This is a genomic window from Shewanella sp. UCD-KL21 (assembly GCF_001957135.1).
Classification (GTDB): domain Bacteria; phylum Pseudomonadota; class Gammaproteobacteria; order Enterobacterales; family Shewanellaceae; genus Shewanella.
Genome location: NZ_MPHK01000001.1, coordinates 55410 through 71790, shown reverse-complemented (window position 1 = coordinate 71790; position 16381 = coordinate 55410). Strand labels below are relative to the sequence as shown.

The 16381-nt window shown below is 40.6% G+C and carries 18 protein-coding genes and 1 riboswitch; of the genes, 2 read left to right on the top strand and 16 right to left on the bottom strand.

From position 1 onward, the window contains the following. Positions 1 to 104 precede the first annotated feature (104 nt). Positions 105 to 1469, bottom strand: a complete 1365-nt coding sequence (gene yegD / locus BM739_RS00310) for a molecular chaperone (protein ID WP_076536162.1) — start codon at positions 1467 to 1469, stop codon at positions 105 to 107. A gap of 251 nt (positions 1470 to 1720) precedes the next feature. Next, positions 1721 to 2701 carry a rhodanese-related sulfurtransferase gene (locus BM739_RS00305; protein WP_076536160.1) on the bottom strand — a complete coding sequence of 327 codons (981 nt, stop codon included), beginning with the start codon at positions 2699 to 2701 and terminating at the stop codon, positions 1721 to 1723. 292 nt (positions 2702 to 2993) lie between these two features. Here BM739_RS00305 and BM739_RS00300 point away from each other — a divergent pair, with 292 nt between their 5' ends. Both BM739_RS00300 and BM739_RS00295 read left to right on the top strand, forming a co-directional pair. After that, positions 2994 to 3683, top strand: coding sequence for a glutathione S-transferase (locus BM739_RS00300; RefSeq protein WP_076536158.1), 690 nt, complete (start codon positions 2994 to 2996; stop codon positions 3681 to 3683). A gap of 202 nt (positions 3684 to 3885) precedes the next feature. Next, positions 3886 to 4092: a hypothetical protein gene (locus BM739_RS00295; protein WP_076536156.1), complete on the top strand. Its 207-nt coding sequence runs from the start codon at positions 3886 to 3888 to the stop codon at positions 4090 to 4092. A gap of 188 nt (positions 4093 to 4280) precedes the next feature. Here BM739_RS00295 and BM739_RS00290 read toward each other — a convergent pair whose 3' ends face one another. The 14 genes from BM739_RS00290 to BM739_RS00225 form a co-directional block, all read right to left on the bottom strand. Then, positions 4281 to 4829 (bottom strand): NAD(P)H nitroreductase, encoded by a 549-nt coding sequence (locus BM739_RS00290; RefSeq protein WP_076536154.1) that lies wholly within the window; start codon positions 4827 to 4829, stop codon positions 4281 to 4283. Between the two features lie 138 nt (positions 4830 to 4967). After that, the gene (locus BM739_RS00285) at positions 4968 to 5555 is read right to left on the bottom strand and encodes a DoxX family protein (protein WP_076536152.1); all 588 of its coding nucleotides are present in this window, start codon (positions 5553 to 5555) and stop codon (positions 4968 to 4970) included. 80 nt (positions 5556 to 5635) lie between these two features. Then, positions 5636 to 6484 carry a DUF6279 family lipoprotein gene (locus BM739_RS00280; protein WP_076536150.1) on the bottom strand — a complete coding sequence of 283 codons (849 nt, stop codon included), beginning with the start codon at positions 6482 to 6484 and terminating at the stop codon, positions 5636 to 5638. A gap of 44 nt (positions 6485 to 6528) precedes the next feature. Beyond that, positions 6529 to 7539, bottom strand: a complete 1011-nt coding sequence (locus tag BM739_RS00275; protein ID WP_076536148.1) for a phosphotransferase — start codon at positions 7537 to 7539, stop codon at positions 6529 to 6531. A 14-nt stretch (positions 7540 to 7553) separates the two neighbouring features. Continuing rightward, positions 7554 to 8204 carry a nicotinamide riboside transporter PnuC gene (pnuC, locus tag BM739_RS00270; protein WP_076536146.1) on the bottom strand — a complete coding sequence of 217 codons (651 nt, stop codon included), beginning with the start codon at positions 8202 to 8204 and terminating at the stop codon, positions 7554 to 7556. A gap of 40 nt (positions 8205 to 8244) precedes the next feature. Continuing rightward, positions 8245 to 8505 carry a hypothetical protein gene (locus tag BM739_RS00265; RefSeq protein WP_076536145.1) on the bottom strand — a complete coding sequence of 87 codons (261 nt, stop codon included), beginning with the start codon at positions 8503 to 8505 and terminating at the stop codon, positions 8245 to 8247. A 170-nt stretch (positions 8506 to 8675) separates the two neighbouring features. Then, positions 8676 to 10862: a TonB-dependent receptor gene (locus BM739_RS00260; RefSeq protein WP_076536143.1), complete on the bottom strand. Its 2187-nt coding sequence runs from the start codon at positions 10860 to 10862 to the stop codon at positions 8676 to 8678. A 148-nt stretch (positions 10863 to 11010) separates the two neighbouring features. Further along, positions 11011 to 11119: riboswitch (TPP riboswitch) on the bottom strand. Between the two features lie 158 nt (positions 11120 to 11277). Further along, on the bottom strand, positions 11278 to 11667 hold the full coding sequence (locus BM739_RS00255; RefSeq protein ID WP_076536141.1) for a YcfL family protein: 390 nt from the start codon (positions 11665 to 11667) through the stop codon (positions 11278 to 11280). Positions 11668 to 11750: 83 nt separating this feature from the next. Then, positions 11751 to 12776 (bottom strand): PaaI family thioesterase, encoded by a 1026-nt coding sequence (locus BM739_RS00250; protein ID WP_076536139.1) that lies wholly within the window; start codon positions 12774 to 12776, stop codon positions 11751 to 11753. A 10-nt stretch (positions 12777 to 12786) separates the two neighbouring features. Beyond that, complete coding sequence (gene hinT / locus BM739_RS00245) at positions 12787 to 13143, bottom strand: purine nucleoside phosphoramidase (RefSeq protein ID WP_076536137.1); 357 nt, start codon at positions 13141 to 13143, stop codon at positions 12787 to 12789. Between the two features lie 579 nt (positions 13144 to 13722). Then, the gene (locus BM739_RS00240; protein WP_076536135.1) at positions 13723 to 14574 is read right to left on the bottom strand and encodes a CsgG/HfaB family protein; all 852 of its coding nucleotides are present in this window, start codon (positions 14572 to 14574) and stop codon (positions 13723 to 13725) included. A gap of 2 nt (positions 14575 to 14576) precedes the next feature. Next, complete coding sequence (locus BM739_RS00235; protein WP_076536133.1) at positions 14577 to 14981, bottom strand: curli assembly protein CsgF; 405 nt, start codon at positions 14979 to 14981, stop codon at positions 14577 to 14579. A gap of 15 nt (positions 14982 to 14996) precedes the next feature. Then, the gene (locus BM739_RS00230; protein WP_254843433.1) at positions 14997 to 15632 is read right to left on the bottom strand and encodes a curli production assembly/transport protein CsgE; all 636 of its coding nucleotides are present in this window, start codon (positions 15630 to 15632) and stop codon (positions 14997 to 14999) included. Further along, positions 15629 to 16261, bottom strand: a complete 633-nt coding sequence (locus BM739_RS00225; RefSeq protein WP_076536131.1) for a LuxR C-terminal-related transcriptional regulator — start codon at positions 16259 to 16261, stop codon at positions 15629 to 15631. Before BM739_RS00225 ends, BM739_RS00230 begins: the two co-directional genes overlap by 4 nt. Positions 16262 to 16381 lie beyond the last annotated feature (120 nt).

Sequence of the window (16381 nt, the reverse complement as noted above, 5' to 3'; positions counted from 1 at the left end):
TAATGGCTACAACACGATGAATAACACCTGTTGTAGCTGGCTTATGCTTAAATGCTTAAATGCTTAAATGCTTAAATGCTTACCATTAAATCACAGCTAACAAGTTAGTGCTGAAAAACTTTACCCGCCCAACGCACTAAACCACTGGTAACACTACCAAAATGGTCGCCGACAATAATTTCAGCTTCACTAAATTGTCTTGAAATACATTGATGGATCACCGGGCTTTTTGCCGTACCGCCAGTGACATAGACCACATCGGGCTCTGTGCCTGCTGACTCAACAGCTTGATTCATGATAGTAATCAATTTACTCACTGGTTGCTGAACTGCAGCTTCAAAGGCGCCCTGTAAGACATTAATCTCAAAATCCGCTTCAATAAAGGATAAATCTGTATCAAAGTCTGTCTGCTGTGACAGGCCAATTTTGCACTGCTCTGCTTGACGGACAAATTGATAACTCATTTGATGTAAACGTAATGACTTAAGCCGTTTTATTAATGCTGGTTGCTCGGCATCTTTGATGAGCTCGTCAATTAGTTTGGCCGTCGCAATAGAGCCAAATTCTCGCTGAGCACTAATGTCATTAACAGCAACGCCATTCCAAAATGGTTGTCGCGGCACTGTAAGGTTATTTTTTAATGTAGAGCCTAGGCCTAAATGCGGCATAAAGCAGTTCATGGCCACGGCAATATCAAGATCGTTACCGCCAACACGCTGACCACTATGGCCTAGCACATCATCACTGCGATCGCTTTTATGTTGTAAATCTGGGCCCATTTTTACCATTGAACAATCGGTGGTGCCGCCGCCAACATCAACCACGAGTACGGTTTTGTGGGAGGTCATTGACGCTTCATAATCCATCGCCGCAGCCATGGGTTCAAATAAAAAGCTGACCTGTTCAAAGCCTGCCCTTTTGGCCGCAGTTTCTAAAATAGCCTGTGCTTGCTGATTACTTTGCTCGCCGCCAACACCTTGAAAGTTAACTGGTCGGCCAATAACCGCTTTGGTGATCGGCGCGTTAATTACAGCTTTCGCCCGAGACATCACTTCCAGCATCATTAAGGTGACAATATCTTCAAATAGCGCCACTTGATCGACTCTTAAACCGCTGGCACCTAAAAATGATTTTGGTGACCGGACGTAAAAACCTTCATCGGGTAATTCCAAATAGGCTTCAATTGCTTCGGGGCCGACAAACACCACTTGCTCGTCAGGGTAAATATCCAACTCATGACGGACTTGTCTTGCGCGGCTTAATTGCGATGACCGCAAGTGGCCATATTGTGGTTTTAACTCATCCGCAATGCGGTGATAAACAGCTTCAGCGATAAGTTCTCTATCCATGGCATATAAGGTTGAAGATAAGAAACAACTATCACCATTAATCGGAATAAGTGTCACCTGACCATCTTGCTCGATACCCACTGAGCAGTTTGCACTGCCGTAATCAAAACCAATAAACATTAACTTCCAACTTTATATTTCTAGATCAATGCTAAAAATAACATAAGCTGATTAAGATTTGTTATTCACTTTAGCAATAACAAATCTTTCGCTGCTAAATCCAGCAACCTGTTTCATTTATAATAATGACTTGTTTAGGTGTAGTAAAAATAACATCGGCCTCAAAAAGCTAAAATAAATACAAAAAAAAGCACCCATATCACAATGGATGCTTTCATCAAACTGGCTTAATCGACCTCTAGTTACCCTAATTATTTAGCTTCATTTTGGGCTTGCTTGACGCTTTCTTTATGTTGACGCCTTTGCTGAATAACTTGTTTAACGTCACTACCTATATGGGCTTCGCCACGCTGTTTAGCCAGTTGAACCTGTCTTTCACGTTCAATAAAACGTTGGCGCTGCTCATCTGAAATTTTATCAATACAATGTGGGCAACTGACGCCTTGAACAAAAGCTTTAGTCTGCATTTCTTCTTGTGTGATTGGCATGCGGCAAGCATTACATTGATCGTAAATGCCTTTATCTAAATCATGATTTACCGCCACCCGATTATCAAACACAAAACACTCACCTTGCCACAGGCTTTGCTCTTGTTTAACTTCTTCAAGGTATTTTAAAATCCCGCCTTCAAGGTGATACACCTCATCAAAGCCCTGCTCTTTTAGGTAAGCGGTGGATTTTTCACAGCGAATGCCACCAGTACAGAACATGGCGACTTTTTTGTGCTTAGCAGGATCGAGGTTTTCTTTTACGTATTGAGGAAACTCTCTGAAGGTTTCAGTCACAGGATTGACTGCATTTTTGAAGGTGCCAATTTGTACTTCATAATCGTTACGGGTATCAACTAATAACACGTCTGGATCAGATATCAGTTTGTTCCAATCTTTAGGTTTAACGTATGTCCCTACCACTTCTCTTGGGTCAATTCCCTCAATGCCCATGGTAACAATTTCTTTCTTAAGTTTCACTTTGGTGCGGTAAAACGGCATATTGTCGTCAAACGATAATTTATACACAATTTCATTTAAACCATCTTGTGACGCCAACCAGGCTAACAGGCTATCAATACTTTGTTGCGTGCCTGCTACTGTGCCGTTAATGCCTTCACTGGCCAGTAATAAAGTGCCTTTAATTTCTTGTTGCTCCATATGGGCTAATAATGGCGCTTTTATTGATTCAAAATGCGGTAAAGCAACAAACTTATATAACGCGCAAACGACAACTTGTGACATGAATATCTCCGCTATCTGGAACTTAATTTCCAGTGCAATTAATAACTATAAAGGACAAATAAGCACAAAAAAGGTGACGCACCTCAAATTATGGCGCGAAATTGTAACTTAATCACACAGCCATAGCTAGGCATAATAGTCCAGCGTCAAACAGTACCTAGCTAAACTCAGCATTCAAAGCAAACACACCCAAAATAATCACAACATCAGAAAAAATTCACACTCCCACAGGTAAAAAACATAGAATAGCGTCACTCATTATTTACTTCACGATAACAAGGTCTAGTTTAAAATGTCTTGTGCTATTCTTTATACTTTCAGACGCTGCCCTTATGCGATGAGAGCGCGTATAGGCTTACACTTAAGTTCGTTAAACCCTGAATTAAGAGAAATTGAGTTACGTAACAAGCCCGCTGAAATGCTAAAGCTGTCGCCAAAGGGCACAGTACCAGTATTAGTACTGAATGAGCCGCCAATTAATAGTCCAAAAGTATTAGACGAAAGCATTGATATCTTTAAGTATGTACTAAGTCATTACCCTAGCACCGCTACTGAATATTTATGCAGCAGTGCTTATACAAGCTTGGTCTGCTCAATGACAGATAAAGCAGCAATTAAGCTAATTGAATTGAATGATTTTCAATTCAAACCTTGGCTAGATAAATACAAGTATGCTGATAGACACCTTGAGTATTCTGAAGAGTATTACCGCGATAAAGCCTGTGAGTTTATTGAAATTTTAGAAGCAAAGCTAACTGTTAATAAGCAACTGTTGTCAGACTCACCATCGATGGCTGACTACGCTATTTTTCCGTTTATCAGACAATTTGCCCATGTTAATAAGCTCTGGTTCCAGCAAAGTCCCTATCAAAATGTAAAACAATGGCTCAAGCTTCATCTAGAAAGTGATTTATTTAAAGCAGTTATGACAAAACACTCTCTCTGGTTAGATGATTTAACTCAGCAACATCACCTCAAATAGCGTCAATATATTAATAATTGCTTATATTAACAACAAAAGGTCAATCTTTTGTATAGTTATTCATATATATGATTGATAAAAGCACTGTAAATACGCTATGTTAAGTCAACTATAAGATGGATTTTATAGTGATTAAGCAGCTAATCTCCAAAATAGGATTAAGCTTAGATAAGTCTCTCATGCAGTAACCAAGGATGTAGACATGGAACAAATGGATTTGGTGCTTGTGCTCATACCGCTGTTAATCGTATTGCATATTATGTTTTGCTACCGCGCGATTAACACAGCAGCAAAGATAGATAATGTTAAACGTTATCTATGGGGAACAATAAGCCTATTTTTAGGCCCGTTAGGCTATTACTTATATCAGAACTTGCTGCCGTTAGATGCATTAGACCCAAGCGACTAAGGCATTTAGTTATAACGAGTAAAGTCACCGACCTAAGTAACTCAAACATATTGTATTCAACAATATTAAATATAGTGATTCCACAGCTGGAATCACTATATTTTCATTAACGCTTTTTATCGCCTTTATCATCAGCCACAGCTATGAAGTTAGCAATTAAATTGATCAGCCCACTTCATATAAACAGGTTATAAATATCGAGCGAATTGTCGCCCTGGTTTTAACGGTTTAAGCGGCGCTTTAACCGCAGGGGTGCCGATATACAAAAAGCCCACGATTTGATCTTCAGCGGCAATACCCAAACCTTGATTAACCATTGCGTTAAAAGCAAAGTCACCAGTACGCCAAACTGCGCCCAATCCTAAAGAAAACGCGGCTTGTTGCATTGCCATGGTGGCGCAGCCAGCGGCAAGCTGCTGCTCTAATAATGGCACTTTAGGATGTGACTGACTTTTGGCGACGACAGTAATGACCATTGGCGCTCGGTGTGGCATCCCTTTCACTTTGGTTAAAAAGGCTTCATCCGCCCCTTTAGACTTAGCCGCCGTAATAAATATCTCTGCTAAGGTCTCTAACCCAGCATCAGTGGCGATAATAAATTCCCAAGGGGTTAAAGCGCCGTGATCTGGCACTCTGGCAGCGGCATTAAGAATGAAGTCCAATTGTTGTTCATTCGGCGCAGGCTGGGTTAACCGAGGTGTTGACTGGCGAGTAAGTAATAATTCTGAAGCGTCCAATTGCAAAATCCCTGTCTTTTCATTGCGCAGACACATGTCCACGCCGATAATTAATCTCTCAAGGATATTAACAAAAATCCCACATTAAAGTGGGATTTTTACATGTCATGATAAATTGTTAGATGAGGTTATTAATCGCTAGCTAGCACGCTTGGCAATAAAGTGATCGACGCTGGTATATCGTCCTCCGCCCATAAATAACAGCGCAAGCAACATGATAAAATAGGTTATGGCAAACTCAATACCATTATTTAAAATAACAAAGTTGCCTGAGCTTGTGAGCCATTCATAATTACCATGTTGCTGTAAAAGTGCTTTAGCCGCAGCAAGCTTTTCAGCAGAAGCAGCGACATTAGCGTTAGCAAGCCAGGAACTGGCATCAGCAATCGCCAACCAGCCATTGTTAATGTGCACCGCAAATGCCGCAACTAACATGGTTACCATCATAGGGATCGCCACTAAACGTGTAGCTAAGCCTATCAGCAGTAGCGCGCCGCCAAATAATTCAGTGCCAGCGGCTAATGCAGTCATGACTTCAGGCATAGGTAAACCTAAACCCCAATCAGGATTACCAAACCAAGCAGCTGTGTCACTAAAATTAGATAACTTGTTATAACCTGCTTGCATTAATACTGGGGCTAAATAAAGTCGCATAGCCAGTGGTGCTATGCCTTCAATGTGCTTTAATAAACTTAAAAATTGCTGATATAGGTTCACCATGATAATTCCTTAACCTTGCTCCGATAATTACATCATTAGACCTTGGAATAACGAGTTTTATTTCATATATTTACATCAGCTTTAAATTAACGCTTCACATCGTCAGACAGATCTTGTAAATCCTCAATTAACGTGACTATTTTTTTGTTTAAATGGCGGCGCTGCTTGCTGGATAAACTGTGATTAATTTCAATCATTAACTGACCAAATAACCGAGTATTTCTATCTGCATTTTGCTGATATATTGCCGATTTTAATTCATCAGGCTGGGTCATTAATAACCGCATCCGCTGCTCAAGTAAGGCGCTGTCATCTCGTTGACTTAGCGCCGTTTCAAACTGACGTAACCATTCAAGTCGATACTCTAGCCACATATCAAGGGTGGCCAGACGCTGTTGATTAAACGCTTTAATTAACACTTCTTGTTCTGCTGTGGTGCTTCCTAACCAGTCATCAACCCGATTGATGGTTCTTTCGTTAGCATCAGCGACTAATTCTAGTTGGTTTTTTCCTGCATATTTTGCATTTAATTCATCATTATCAAGTTTAAGCTGAGTAATAATAGATTTCGCTTGTTGATCGCTTAGGCTAGTAATAATAGGCAGTAAATCGGGTAGTAAAAATTCAAAAACACGAAACCAATGGGCTTTAGCAGCGGTAACTTGTTGCTGCCAAATTTCAATGGTAAGCGTGTGTTTATTGATATTGTCGGAAAGTTGCTGCAGCTGCTCGCTATAGCGAGCCAATTCTTGTTGTTGATGCCAAAGCAAAAACTTATCGAGCAGCTTATCAAATTGAGCTTGTTGAGATTTGTCTAATTCTACATATTCATCAACGCGCCACTCAATGGCCCAGTCGAGAAAGAAGTAACTAAATTTGGTGGAACATCCTGCTAAAAAAATAACAAGTAATATTGGAATTAATGGCTTTTTCAACGGTCATTCTCCCCTACAAACAGCATAAGTAAAGAATAATAGCCTTATGGCACTAAAGATAGGTATTTGTTGAATAAGTTAAAATATTGCTGAGGTGATAATTGCTGGTTAGCTGCCATCATTAATGCCCAAGCTGCGGCAAAAAGCCAAAAGCAATGAGCCATTTCAGCGAGATAATCAGCGCAATCACGAGTCAAATTAGGCTGATGTTGTAGATATTTTTCCGTCAGTTGCTTTACTTGCGCTTGAGTTAATTGATGAGTCACCACCACGGCGACTAAATCAAACAGCGGATGACTGGCAGCGCAATATTCAAAATCAATACAATTGAGTTGTTTACCATCAAACAGTAAATTATACGGCGACAAATCTCGGTGACAGAACTGCGGCGAAATCACGCAGGTTTCTAGTTGTTCAAGCCAAATAGCCATTTGGGCAAATTTACCGGTTAATTTTCGATAAAGCTGCTGCCAAGTCACTACAGCCTGAATTTCATCAGCATCGGCGTTGTTTACGGCGCTTGCATCGGCAATTGAGTTTGCTAAGTCAGATAATGAGTTAACATAAACTTGCCATTGCTGAGTCATGGTAATTTGTTTAGCCGGCAAAGGTAATTTTGATAGCGGCGTTAATAACCCCAGTAGCTGCTCTACTGGGTCTAGCGCCGCAAACACCGATTGCTGTGGGCGCTTGTTATCATAAAAGCTAAACTCGGCGACATAATTTGACCATAAATGATTATTTTCAGTGATAAACTGACTTAGATAAAAGCGTTTATCATCACTGAGCCAAATCAATTTCGGAGCCCGATTTATGGCTTCAACCAAGCGCCAACTGCTCACTTCGTTGTCTCGTTCACACCACTGGGCGTTATCTTGATTAACCCGTAATACCCAATCGGTATCACTTAATGCTATATGGAAGTTTTGATTACTTAATCCATCAGATAGCAGTTTAACCCCATTACAATCTGCTTCAATCTCATCGGCTAATGTATTCGGTAATTGGCGTTTAAGGTCCGCAGGTAGCCATTGCCATGGGTTAAAGTGAGTCATTATCTAAATAGCCATTAGCTTGCTAAGGCTGCATCATCTGGTGCATGATTTTGCTGCATTTTTTTACGCCACATAAAGTAACCGCTGACAGCCATAAATAAATACAAAATAAGTAATCCAGAAGTGAGCATTAAACCTTTTTGAAGGTATAAGTAGATTGATAGCGAATTAATCACCATCCAGTAATACCAATTTTCTATTACCTTTTTCGCCACTAGATAAGTGGTCATTACCGCAAAACAGGTTGTTAATGCATCAAGGTATGGAAACGAAGCACTTGTATTCGTGGCCATTAAGTAGCCCACAATCAAGGACACACAGCTAGTAACGGCAATAATCACTAAGTGTTTATTTAGCGACCAACTAATAATTGGCAGTTCAGTTTGATGTCGACTGTCAGCACTATAGCGCCACAGCCAAAAGCCATAAATCGCCATCGCCATGTAATACACATTTAGCACTGATTCCATCAATAATGACACATTCCAAAACAGCACTGTGTATATGGCAGTACTGGCAAAGGCTGCCGCCCAACACCAGATATTGGTTTTCATGGCTAATATCAAATACGCAATTGCCAGAATCACTGCAACAGCTTCCCAGCCTGTCATTACAGACACTTCATTAATGGCAATTTGTATTGATTGAACTATCTCAGATAACATAAGCTTGGCTACTATTTCATTACTATGATGAATTTATAGGTTATTCAGTGTGGCTTAAATCGAGCTCGCCACCAATAAATTTACATACAAATACTGCTTTGCCCCATTTTTGATGGGCCGCTTCCATTTCGGTTGCCAGCATGGCCATCACATCTGCGTATTCACCACACACCTGAGTCGCCATCGCATTGGTTTTACGTTCAATATTAGGGTAGCTATCTACTCGGCCAATAAACCACTTTATCGGGTCTAAATAGTTTTCATTAAATGGATACATGCTGATTTCGGCAGTCAATTTCATGGAAATTCCTTAATCGTGATAAAAATACCGTCATAGTCTATCAAAGTTTAAGCTAAAAAACTTTTCAGAACATGACGGTAATTTAGTGTTACGCATTGTTATTATTAAATAAGTTAACTGTAACCCAATAGGTTAACAGCCCCACTTAATTAACATAGTTTGCGACCAAGCTACATAAACTTGACGTTTAAAGTAATACCTAGCTGACGTGGATCGCCGAAACGTACATATTGTTTATCAGCCCAATCTAAGTCTGGCTCATTACCAAAGTAGAAACCTCTGACGCCGTATTGCTCATCAAATAAGTTACGACCCCATAAGTACGCTGACCACATTTGTGATTCATAACCGACTCGGGCATTAAAAATGGTATAGGCGTCTGACTTTGATTCATTACTATCAGAGTAGTAGAAATCACTTTTACCACTGGCATTGATATTGGTGAACCAGCCAGAATCGCTGACATAGCTCATGCCTGCGCTGTAGGTAAACTTAGGCGCATGGGCTTGCTCTCGACCTGTTAAATCAACGACATTGCCATATTTATCATTGTATTGATAATCACCATAGGTGGCTTCCAACCAACCTGCACTGCCGTAGAATTGAATGTTATCGGTGGCATAGTAGGTAAAGTCGATTTCGGCGCCGTAGTTTTCGGCGCTACCTGCATTTTCGGTAAATAGAATGAAGCGCTGCTGATCATCTGGGTCTTGCTGTGATGCCGCTACTTGCTGATCGCGTCTATCCATATAGAAGAATGCCAGATTGGTGTCTAATTGACCTTGTAGCCACGAAGATTTAAGCCCTAATTCATAGTTATATAAGATTTCAGTATCAAACTCTTTTTTATCGGCTAATTCAGCAGGCAATGTCATGTTAAAGCCACCCGCTTTATAACCGCGGGCAATACGTAAGTAGGTGTTGTGGTCTTGGTTTATGGCTTTAGATAGCGCTAAATGACCGCCCCACATGTTTTCGCTAGGTGAGAATTCATCGCCATTACTATCTGAATATTCACTTTCTCGGCGCTCTAAACGAACCCCAGCTGAAAATACATAACCATTAGCAAATTGAGTATCGGTTTGAACAAAAATAGCATAGTTGGTCGCTTCATATTCCGATTGCAGCACTTCATCAGCCCAGCCATTGTATTCAGAATATAAATCATTATCTTCTTGTAAGTTCATACCGTACAAGCCTACTAACCAGTCGGTTGAATCGGCAAAAATCTTACCTGCCTCATTAGAGCTCAGACGAAATTCCTGCGATACAGTTTTACGTTCACCCTGTTTATCCCAGGTGTAATCATAAACACAAGGTTCTGTTCCTACTTCATTCCAGTTGTCATCATACGCGGTACACTGTTTTGATGCCCAATAATCAGGGTTGCCCCAATCGCCGTCATAATTATGGTGATGATCGGTTTGCGCAAATGAGGTTAACGAGGTCAGTTCGAATTTATCAAAGCTGGTAAAAATGGCTTTTAAGCCAGCGCCAGTGGTCTTTTGTGTATCAACACCGGGCTTATCGGTAATGGTTTCAAAGCCATTATTATCTAACGTCCAGGCATCATAACCATTATCAAAATTAGCATGTAGAAAGGTTAAATCCAGTTGCACATCATCAGCTGCATACCAACGCAATTTAGCGCGGGCAGTGAATTCGTCACGGCCATTAGTATCTTCACGCTCTAGATAAGTATTGTCGCGGTAACCATTTTGCGAATGCTGCTCTAAGGACACCCGATAAAGTAGCTTACCTGAATCGGTAATTGGGCCAGAGCTAAAACCGGAGAAAGTTTGTAAGTCATCGTCACCGAGAGAGACTTGTGCGCCATGTTCAAACACATCTGTGGGATCGTTACTTTTAAGGTATATAAGACCCGCTAACGCATTGGCGCCATATTGTGTGCCTTGTGGGCCACGAAGTACTTCAACCTGTTGCATATCGTACATGCTCGACACCATGCCGATACCGGATAAATCGATATCATCAACAATGAAGCCAACTGACGAATTTGGCGCGCCTTGATATTCTTCTTGCTCACCCACACCACGAATTTGAAAATACTTAGGCCGAGAGCTGCCACCAGACCAGTTGAAGTTAGCAATTGAGTTTAATACATCTTCAAAATGTTGAGCGCCTTCATCTTGTAATTGTTGGCTATCGATGACGGTCACACTGGAAGGCACTTTTTCAAGGGCAATGTTACTAAAGTCAGCGTTAACCACTATGACTTCCATTTTTTCAGCAGCGGGCGCCACACGTTCAACATTTTCTGTTTGCGCAACAACGGAAGTAGATAAAGCGGCAAGAATGGCAATCGCTAATGGCGATTTAGATTTAATTACAGACATAGGACCTCAAATTATAATTTTGAGATCCGGCAAGCATAGTGAATTAGTTATGTGCATCCATGACTGTCATTACAATTATCAGTTTTTAAATCGGTGTCGTTTTTCGTTTACGACTTGGTTTATCACTGAGTTAATGACTAACATTTACGGCAAAGCATGCAGCCTATTCCTACGCCGGTATGAGCCGGATCAGGTTCTAAGGGTTTGTCTTTAGACATCTCAGTTTATCAACACGATAAACACCCCTTGGCGCGGCGGATTATAAACTATCCTTCATCTGTGCAACAGCACTAACAGGTACTTTTTATTAACTATTTAAGTACAAAAAATTATCACATAGATATTTTTATGATTAGCGATGCCTATAAAACAAAAAACACGCAATTAAGCGTGTTTTATATTTTAAAAGATACACTTAGTTAGAGAATGCTTCTCTTACATATACTTCAAAACGGCTTGCATTGGCATTAGGGGCCACTGCGCTAACCTGCATTTGTTGTTTGCCATGTAGCTTTAATGACTTCCAGCTGCTTGCTTCATCTTCAATGGTAAAGCCCCCAACATCAAACCAAGTAAACTTATATTGCAGCCTTAAATCCGTTGACACCTTACTGATGATTAATGCCGAACCTTGCAATAAATCCGCTTGGGTTCTGACATTGACTTGCTCAACTGCGACTTTTCTTGCAAAAGAATTATTATCAACTCTTACCTCGCTATTAGAGCTCGCCATGACACCCGCGGTATGATTAGCACAAGCTGATAGCATTAACGCTAGCGATATCATTATTACTCTTAATGTCATCATTATTCCTTTTTAAAGTATTAAAAATAAATCGTCGGCTCAGTGTCAAGCAGCTTGCTCATCGAAGCATCAACTGCCTGTGACTACTGTTCCAGCAAGAAATGCGCTCTCGCAGTAGCAATAAGCTGTTTACGGTTTTTCTGCCAGCAATTAATGCTAACGTTAGCAACTCGGCGTCCTTGACGAGTAATTTTGCATTCAGCAAACGTATCTTGATGTAAACCTGCACGTAAATAATCAATTGAGAAATCGATAATTTTTGGCACTTTCTGGGCTTGCATAAATACCATTAACTGCACAATCGCCGACATTTCCATAAACCCGGCAATAACCCCGCCATGTATGGCTGGCAGAATAGGATTACCAATATTGTCATCTTTAGTTGGCAACTTAAATACCATTTCATCACCAAAGCGATCAACACTCATCCCGATAAATTGGGTATAAGGGACTTTCTCTAATAAATAACTATAGTCATTTAAATCAATAGCGCGCTTAACAACATCATGAACATTAATATCGCCCACAGTTAAACTCGCATTGCCTGCCTGCAAAACTTCAACACTATGAGTATCAGGCTGGTTATTAGCAGCAGAATTAACTGCACTTGCTTCATCAGCGCTGCCCATCAAAGCTTGTCTAAACTCTTCACCCACCATTTCTGGGCTAATACGCATAAATGAGCCAACAGCATGTGCAATAGGATCATCAATACTGTCTTGATAAGCAATTGCACGGGTAAACGCCACATTGGCCGACAAGCGGTAACATTCTGCAAATGCATACAGCGGCTTATTTGGCTCAGCCGGCTTCATGTAGTCAACCCGTAAATCTAAGGTTGGCGATATTTCTAAGGATTGATACTTTTCTAAAATAGCGCAAACGACAGAAGTGCCGGATGCGGTATCAATGATAGTGGTCACCACACCGCCGTGGATCACCCCGGTATCTGGATCTCCAATGATATCTTGGCTATAAGGCAACTCCAGTAATACGTGATGTTCACTAGCTTCTAAGGCACTAATATTCAAACGACGGCAATGGGCAAGCTGATTAACAAATCGGCTTGCTACGCCGGTTAACGGAAAAAAATCACTGTTTATTTTCATGTTATTAGTATTAATCCAACCGACTTAGCATTGGCCCAAGTGACTTACCGCCAAGTAGATGCATATGAATATGGTAAACCTCTTGGCCACCGTGTTTATTACAGTTCATGATTAAGCGGTAACCATCTTCTGCAATACCCGCTTCATCAGCCAGCTTTGCCGCAACTGTCATCATTCGCCCTAATGCCAGTTCGTCAGATGCTTTTACATCATTGGCTGTGGGGATCAAATGGTTTGGAATAATCAGAATATGTGTTGGTGCCTGTGGGTTGATATCGCGAAAAGCGGTGACGAGTTCATCCTGAAACAAAATATCGGCAGGAATTTCTCGGCGTATAATTTTACTGAAAATGGTTTCTTCAGCCATGATTGATCATCCTTTTGGTTATTATAATCGAAGTAGTGAAAATCATTGTTGAATGCGCTAATCAAGCAGCCGACTAAGCGCTTGCTTAACTATATAATAGCTACTGCTGCATTTGTCACTTAAGCCAAGCAAGTTTAACACTTTGCTATTAATCACTGTTAAATGTTGTTGGCACTATCAAGCCACTTTTGACCGCTCGATTAACTATAGCAACGCTCACTTACTTAGAATTTATTTAGGCATTATCACATCATTGTTATCAATGCTAAAGGGGATTTATTTGAAGTATCCCCAACAATTAACATTGTTGTCGCTAAAAAAAGCTCTATATTTTTGATGGTTAGCTTTGTGGTTATGCAATTAGACTTCTTAGACGTCGTTTTGATAACCACATAATTAAAGCTTGGGTTAACTTAACCATAGTGAAAACTTAGCAGCTTATGCGGTTATCGCCTCAAGGGCGCCCCCGTGTATCTAGAAGTTTAACCAACAGAAAACACAAAAGGCGCCATTGGCACCTTTATCGTGATTAAAACATTAGGGACTAATAATTAGGAGCGATTTATTCAGCTCAGGTAATTAGCCACGTTTAATTCTGGCACTGACTTGCGCTTCTTTATGGGCTTCTAACCAATACTTTTGCAAGGTCGTATTTTGCAAACCTGTAGTGGCATCCCCTAGCCTCCAAGCCCCTTTCCAAATGCCATCGGCAATAAGATGCACAACTGCGCTCTCAATGGCCGCGACTACGCATAAACTCACAGGCTCATTAGAGGTATAACCCGCTTCAGCCTCTAACAAATCTTGTGCATCAATAAACTTAAATACACCCGCGGTAATTTCTTTTGATATCACCGATTTGGTGGTGGTAACACTACTGAGTAATCGGCCTGTTCGAATATCCACAGCACGTAAATTAACGGTAATGCTATCGACTCGGTATTGACCCGAAGCGCCAATGCCTAAATAGCGCGCCCCAGCACCGCCTGTTTTAATATTGGTGTCATAGGCAACAATGCCACCTTCCATTAATACCTGCGCACTATTAAGTTGTGGTAATTTACTGGCATCACCTTTAAGCCCTGCCCGTAAAATTTTACGTTCTGTTAATAGGTTTTGCAGTCCTTCACGCTCAACGGGTATAAACCATGCTGAATCATTAAGTGACTGGGCTAAAAATGCCGTACCCGATTGTGGCACTGCCGTTGAAAAATTACTTGATGGAATAGGCTTATATTGCCCTGTTTGATCGCGAAAATCATATACAGCAGCAACCATCGCACCTTGTGGAAAAGGTAAACTGGTTAGATCGTAATAAGTTTCACCTTTAGGCATTAAACTGGAAGTGGCGTCTATATTTTCAAACTCTTCATCAATTGATGAGCAAGCTGTTAATGATAGTAGGCACAAGCTAATAATTAATTTTTTCATTATTAGCCCCCAACACTGTCATCAACGATACCGCCAACTTCAATAATGGTGGTTTCACCGGTTAATACGTCGGTAATATGCACAATCAATGAGCCGTCTTCATTAACTACGTTAATTTCAAAGTCATCTGTTAATAGATAACCCTCGCCCCCATTTGCCGCATCATTGAATAATTGGCTCATCAAACGAGATTGCAAAGAGTTAGAAAGGCGTTCTAATGCTGTGGGAGCAACATAGCCAGAGCCCCCACTTTCATGATCATTTTGTGCTGCGGCATTAGCCAGTAGATATGAGCCATTTAAATAGCTGCCACCAAAGGCTGGGTTTACTGGTTGATAAATAAGTTGAGTGGCAAAGCAATCAACTGAAAGAATGAGCAATATTGAAGTAAATGTTATTTTTTTCATTTTGGCGTTCCATGCTTAGAATTCGTCAGGTGCGAGATCTGGGTCAAACAGCGCTCCTAAAACTGCTTGTTCATTTTGCTTAACTACCGCAGAGTTAACACGTTTGGCGGCATAATTGGCTTGGTCGTCTATATTCCGACTAATAGGCGACACAAAAGTCACAAAAACGGTTTTTCTGTTTTGTTGTATTAATATTTTGCTACCACTTCTTGCTGTAGCTTGTTCAATAACGGTGAGCCCGGTATGTTTAGACTCGCCGCCAATATCTCTGTATGCCGCGACAAATTCACGGTAAAAGCGATGGCCGAGTCGGGTCATCGCACGATTTAAGATTAACCCATCAATTAAATCCGCTTCATCCTTGGGGACGGCATCATTAATATTAATCGGCTTAGTTTTGGCAGCTTTTTGAATATTCTTATCTGTCGCTGAAGTTGTTGGCTCTTTGGCATTCTTAAGCTTTTCTGCGTGGCTTTGATCAATTGGCGGTTTATTTTTAGTGCTGATTTGCTTTACAGATGGTTCAGTTACTAAAGTTGACTTAATAGCTAGTGTTGATTCAGTAACTAAAGGTTTTGTTACTGAATCACCAGCGGCAATAACATGACTTGAAAAGATGAACAGAAAAAACATCAATAAGATGCTTTTCATACTCTAACCTCATGCATGTGAGTCTGTGCCCAAGCTATTGCTTGACCGCGGCTGGATACACCAATTTTTCTGAAAGCGCGATATAAATGGGTTTTAATTGTACTTTCGCTGACAAACAATTGGTTGGCGATATCTAAATTTGTACTGCCTGTAAGTAAGGCTTGAAGTACTTCTCTTTCGCGTATGGTTAAATGTTCACTATCATCGTCAGCTTCATCACCAGAGACCGATTTATGTAAATCGTGGGGAATAATGCTGCGACCTTTAAGTATTTCATTAAACCCACTGCTAATAACCGTAAGCTCAGCATCACTATAAAATACACCAAACGTAGTAGCAGGATGGATCAAAAATTTGGCATCAACTTGTTTGGGGAAATTAATAAATACCGTTTTCACCGAGCTGTGTTCACGTTCTATTAAACGCTGTAATTGATAAGCTTGTTGTAAATCTATGGTAGCTAAATCAAACACCACTAAAGAGATTTCATGTGAATTTAATTTAGTACTCATCGTTGCTGGAGTTGCTTTAGCTAGCTTGACCAAAAACTCTTGGGGCCAACGGCAATCAAGTAGGTCAACAAGCAATTGCGAACGTGAAACTATCATCCAATTGATAACTTTAAACATCACCTTTTACTCCATGTTAATACTTAAACAAAGCTGTAAAAATAATAAAGTCAGGTTAGCAAGCTAACCTGACTTATACTATTAGCCGAAAGGGTGTTTAAAAAAACAAACCTAGACTTT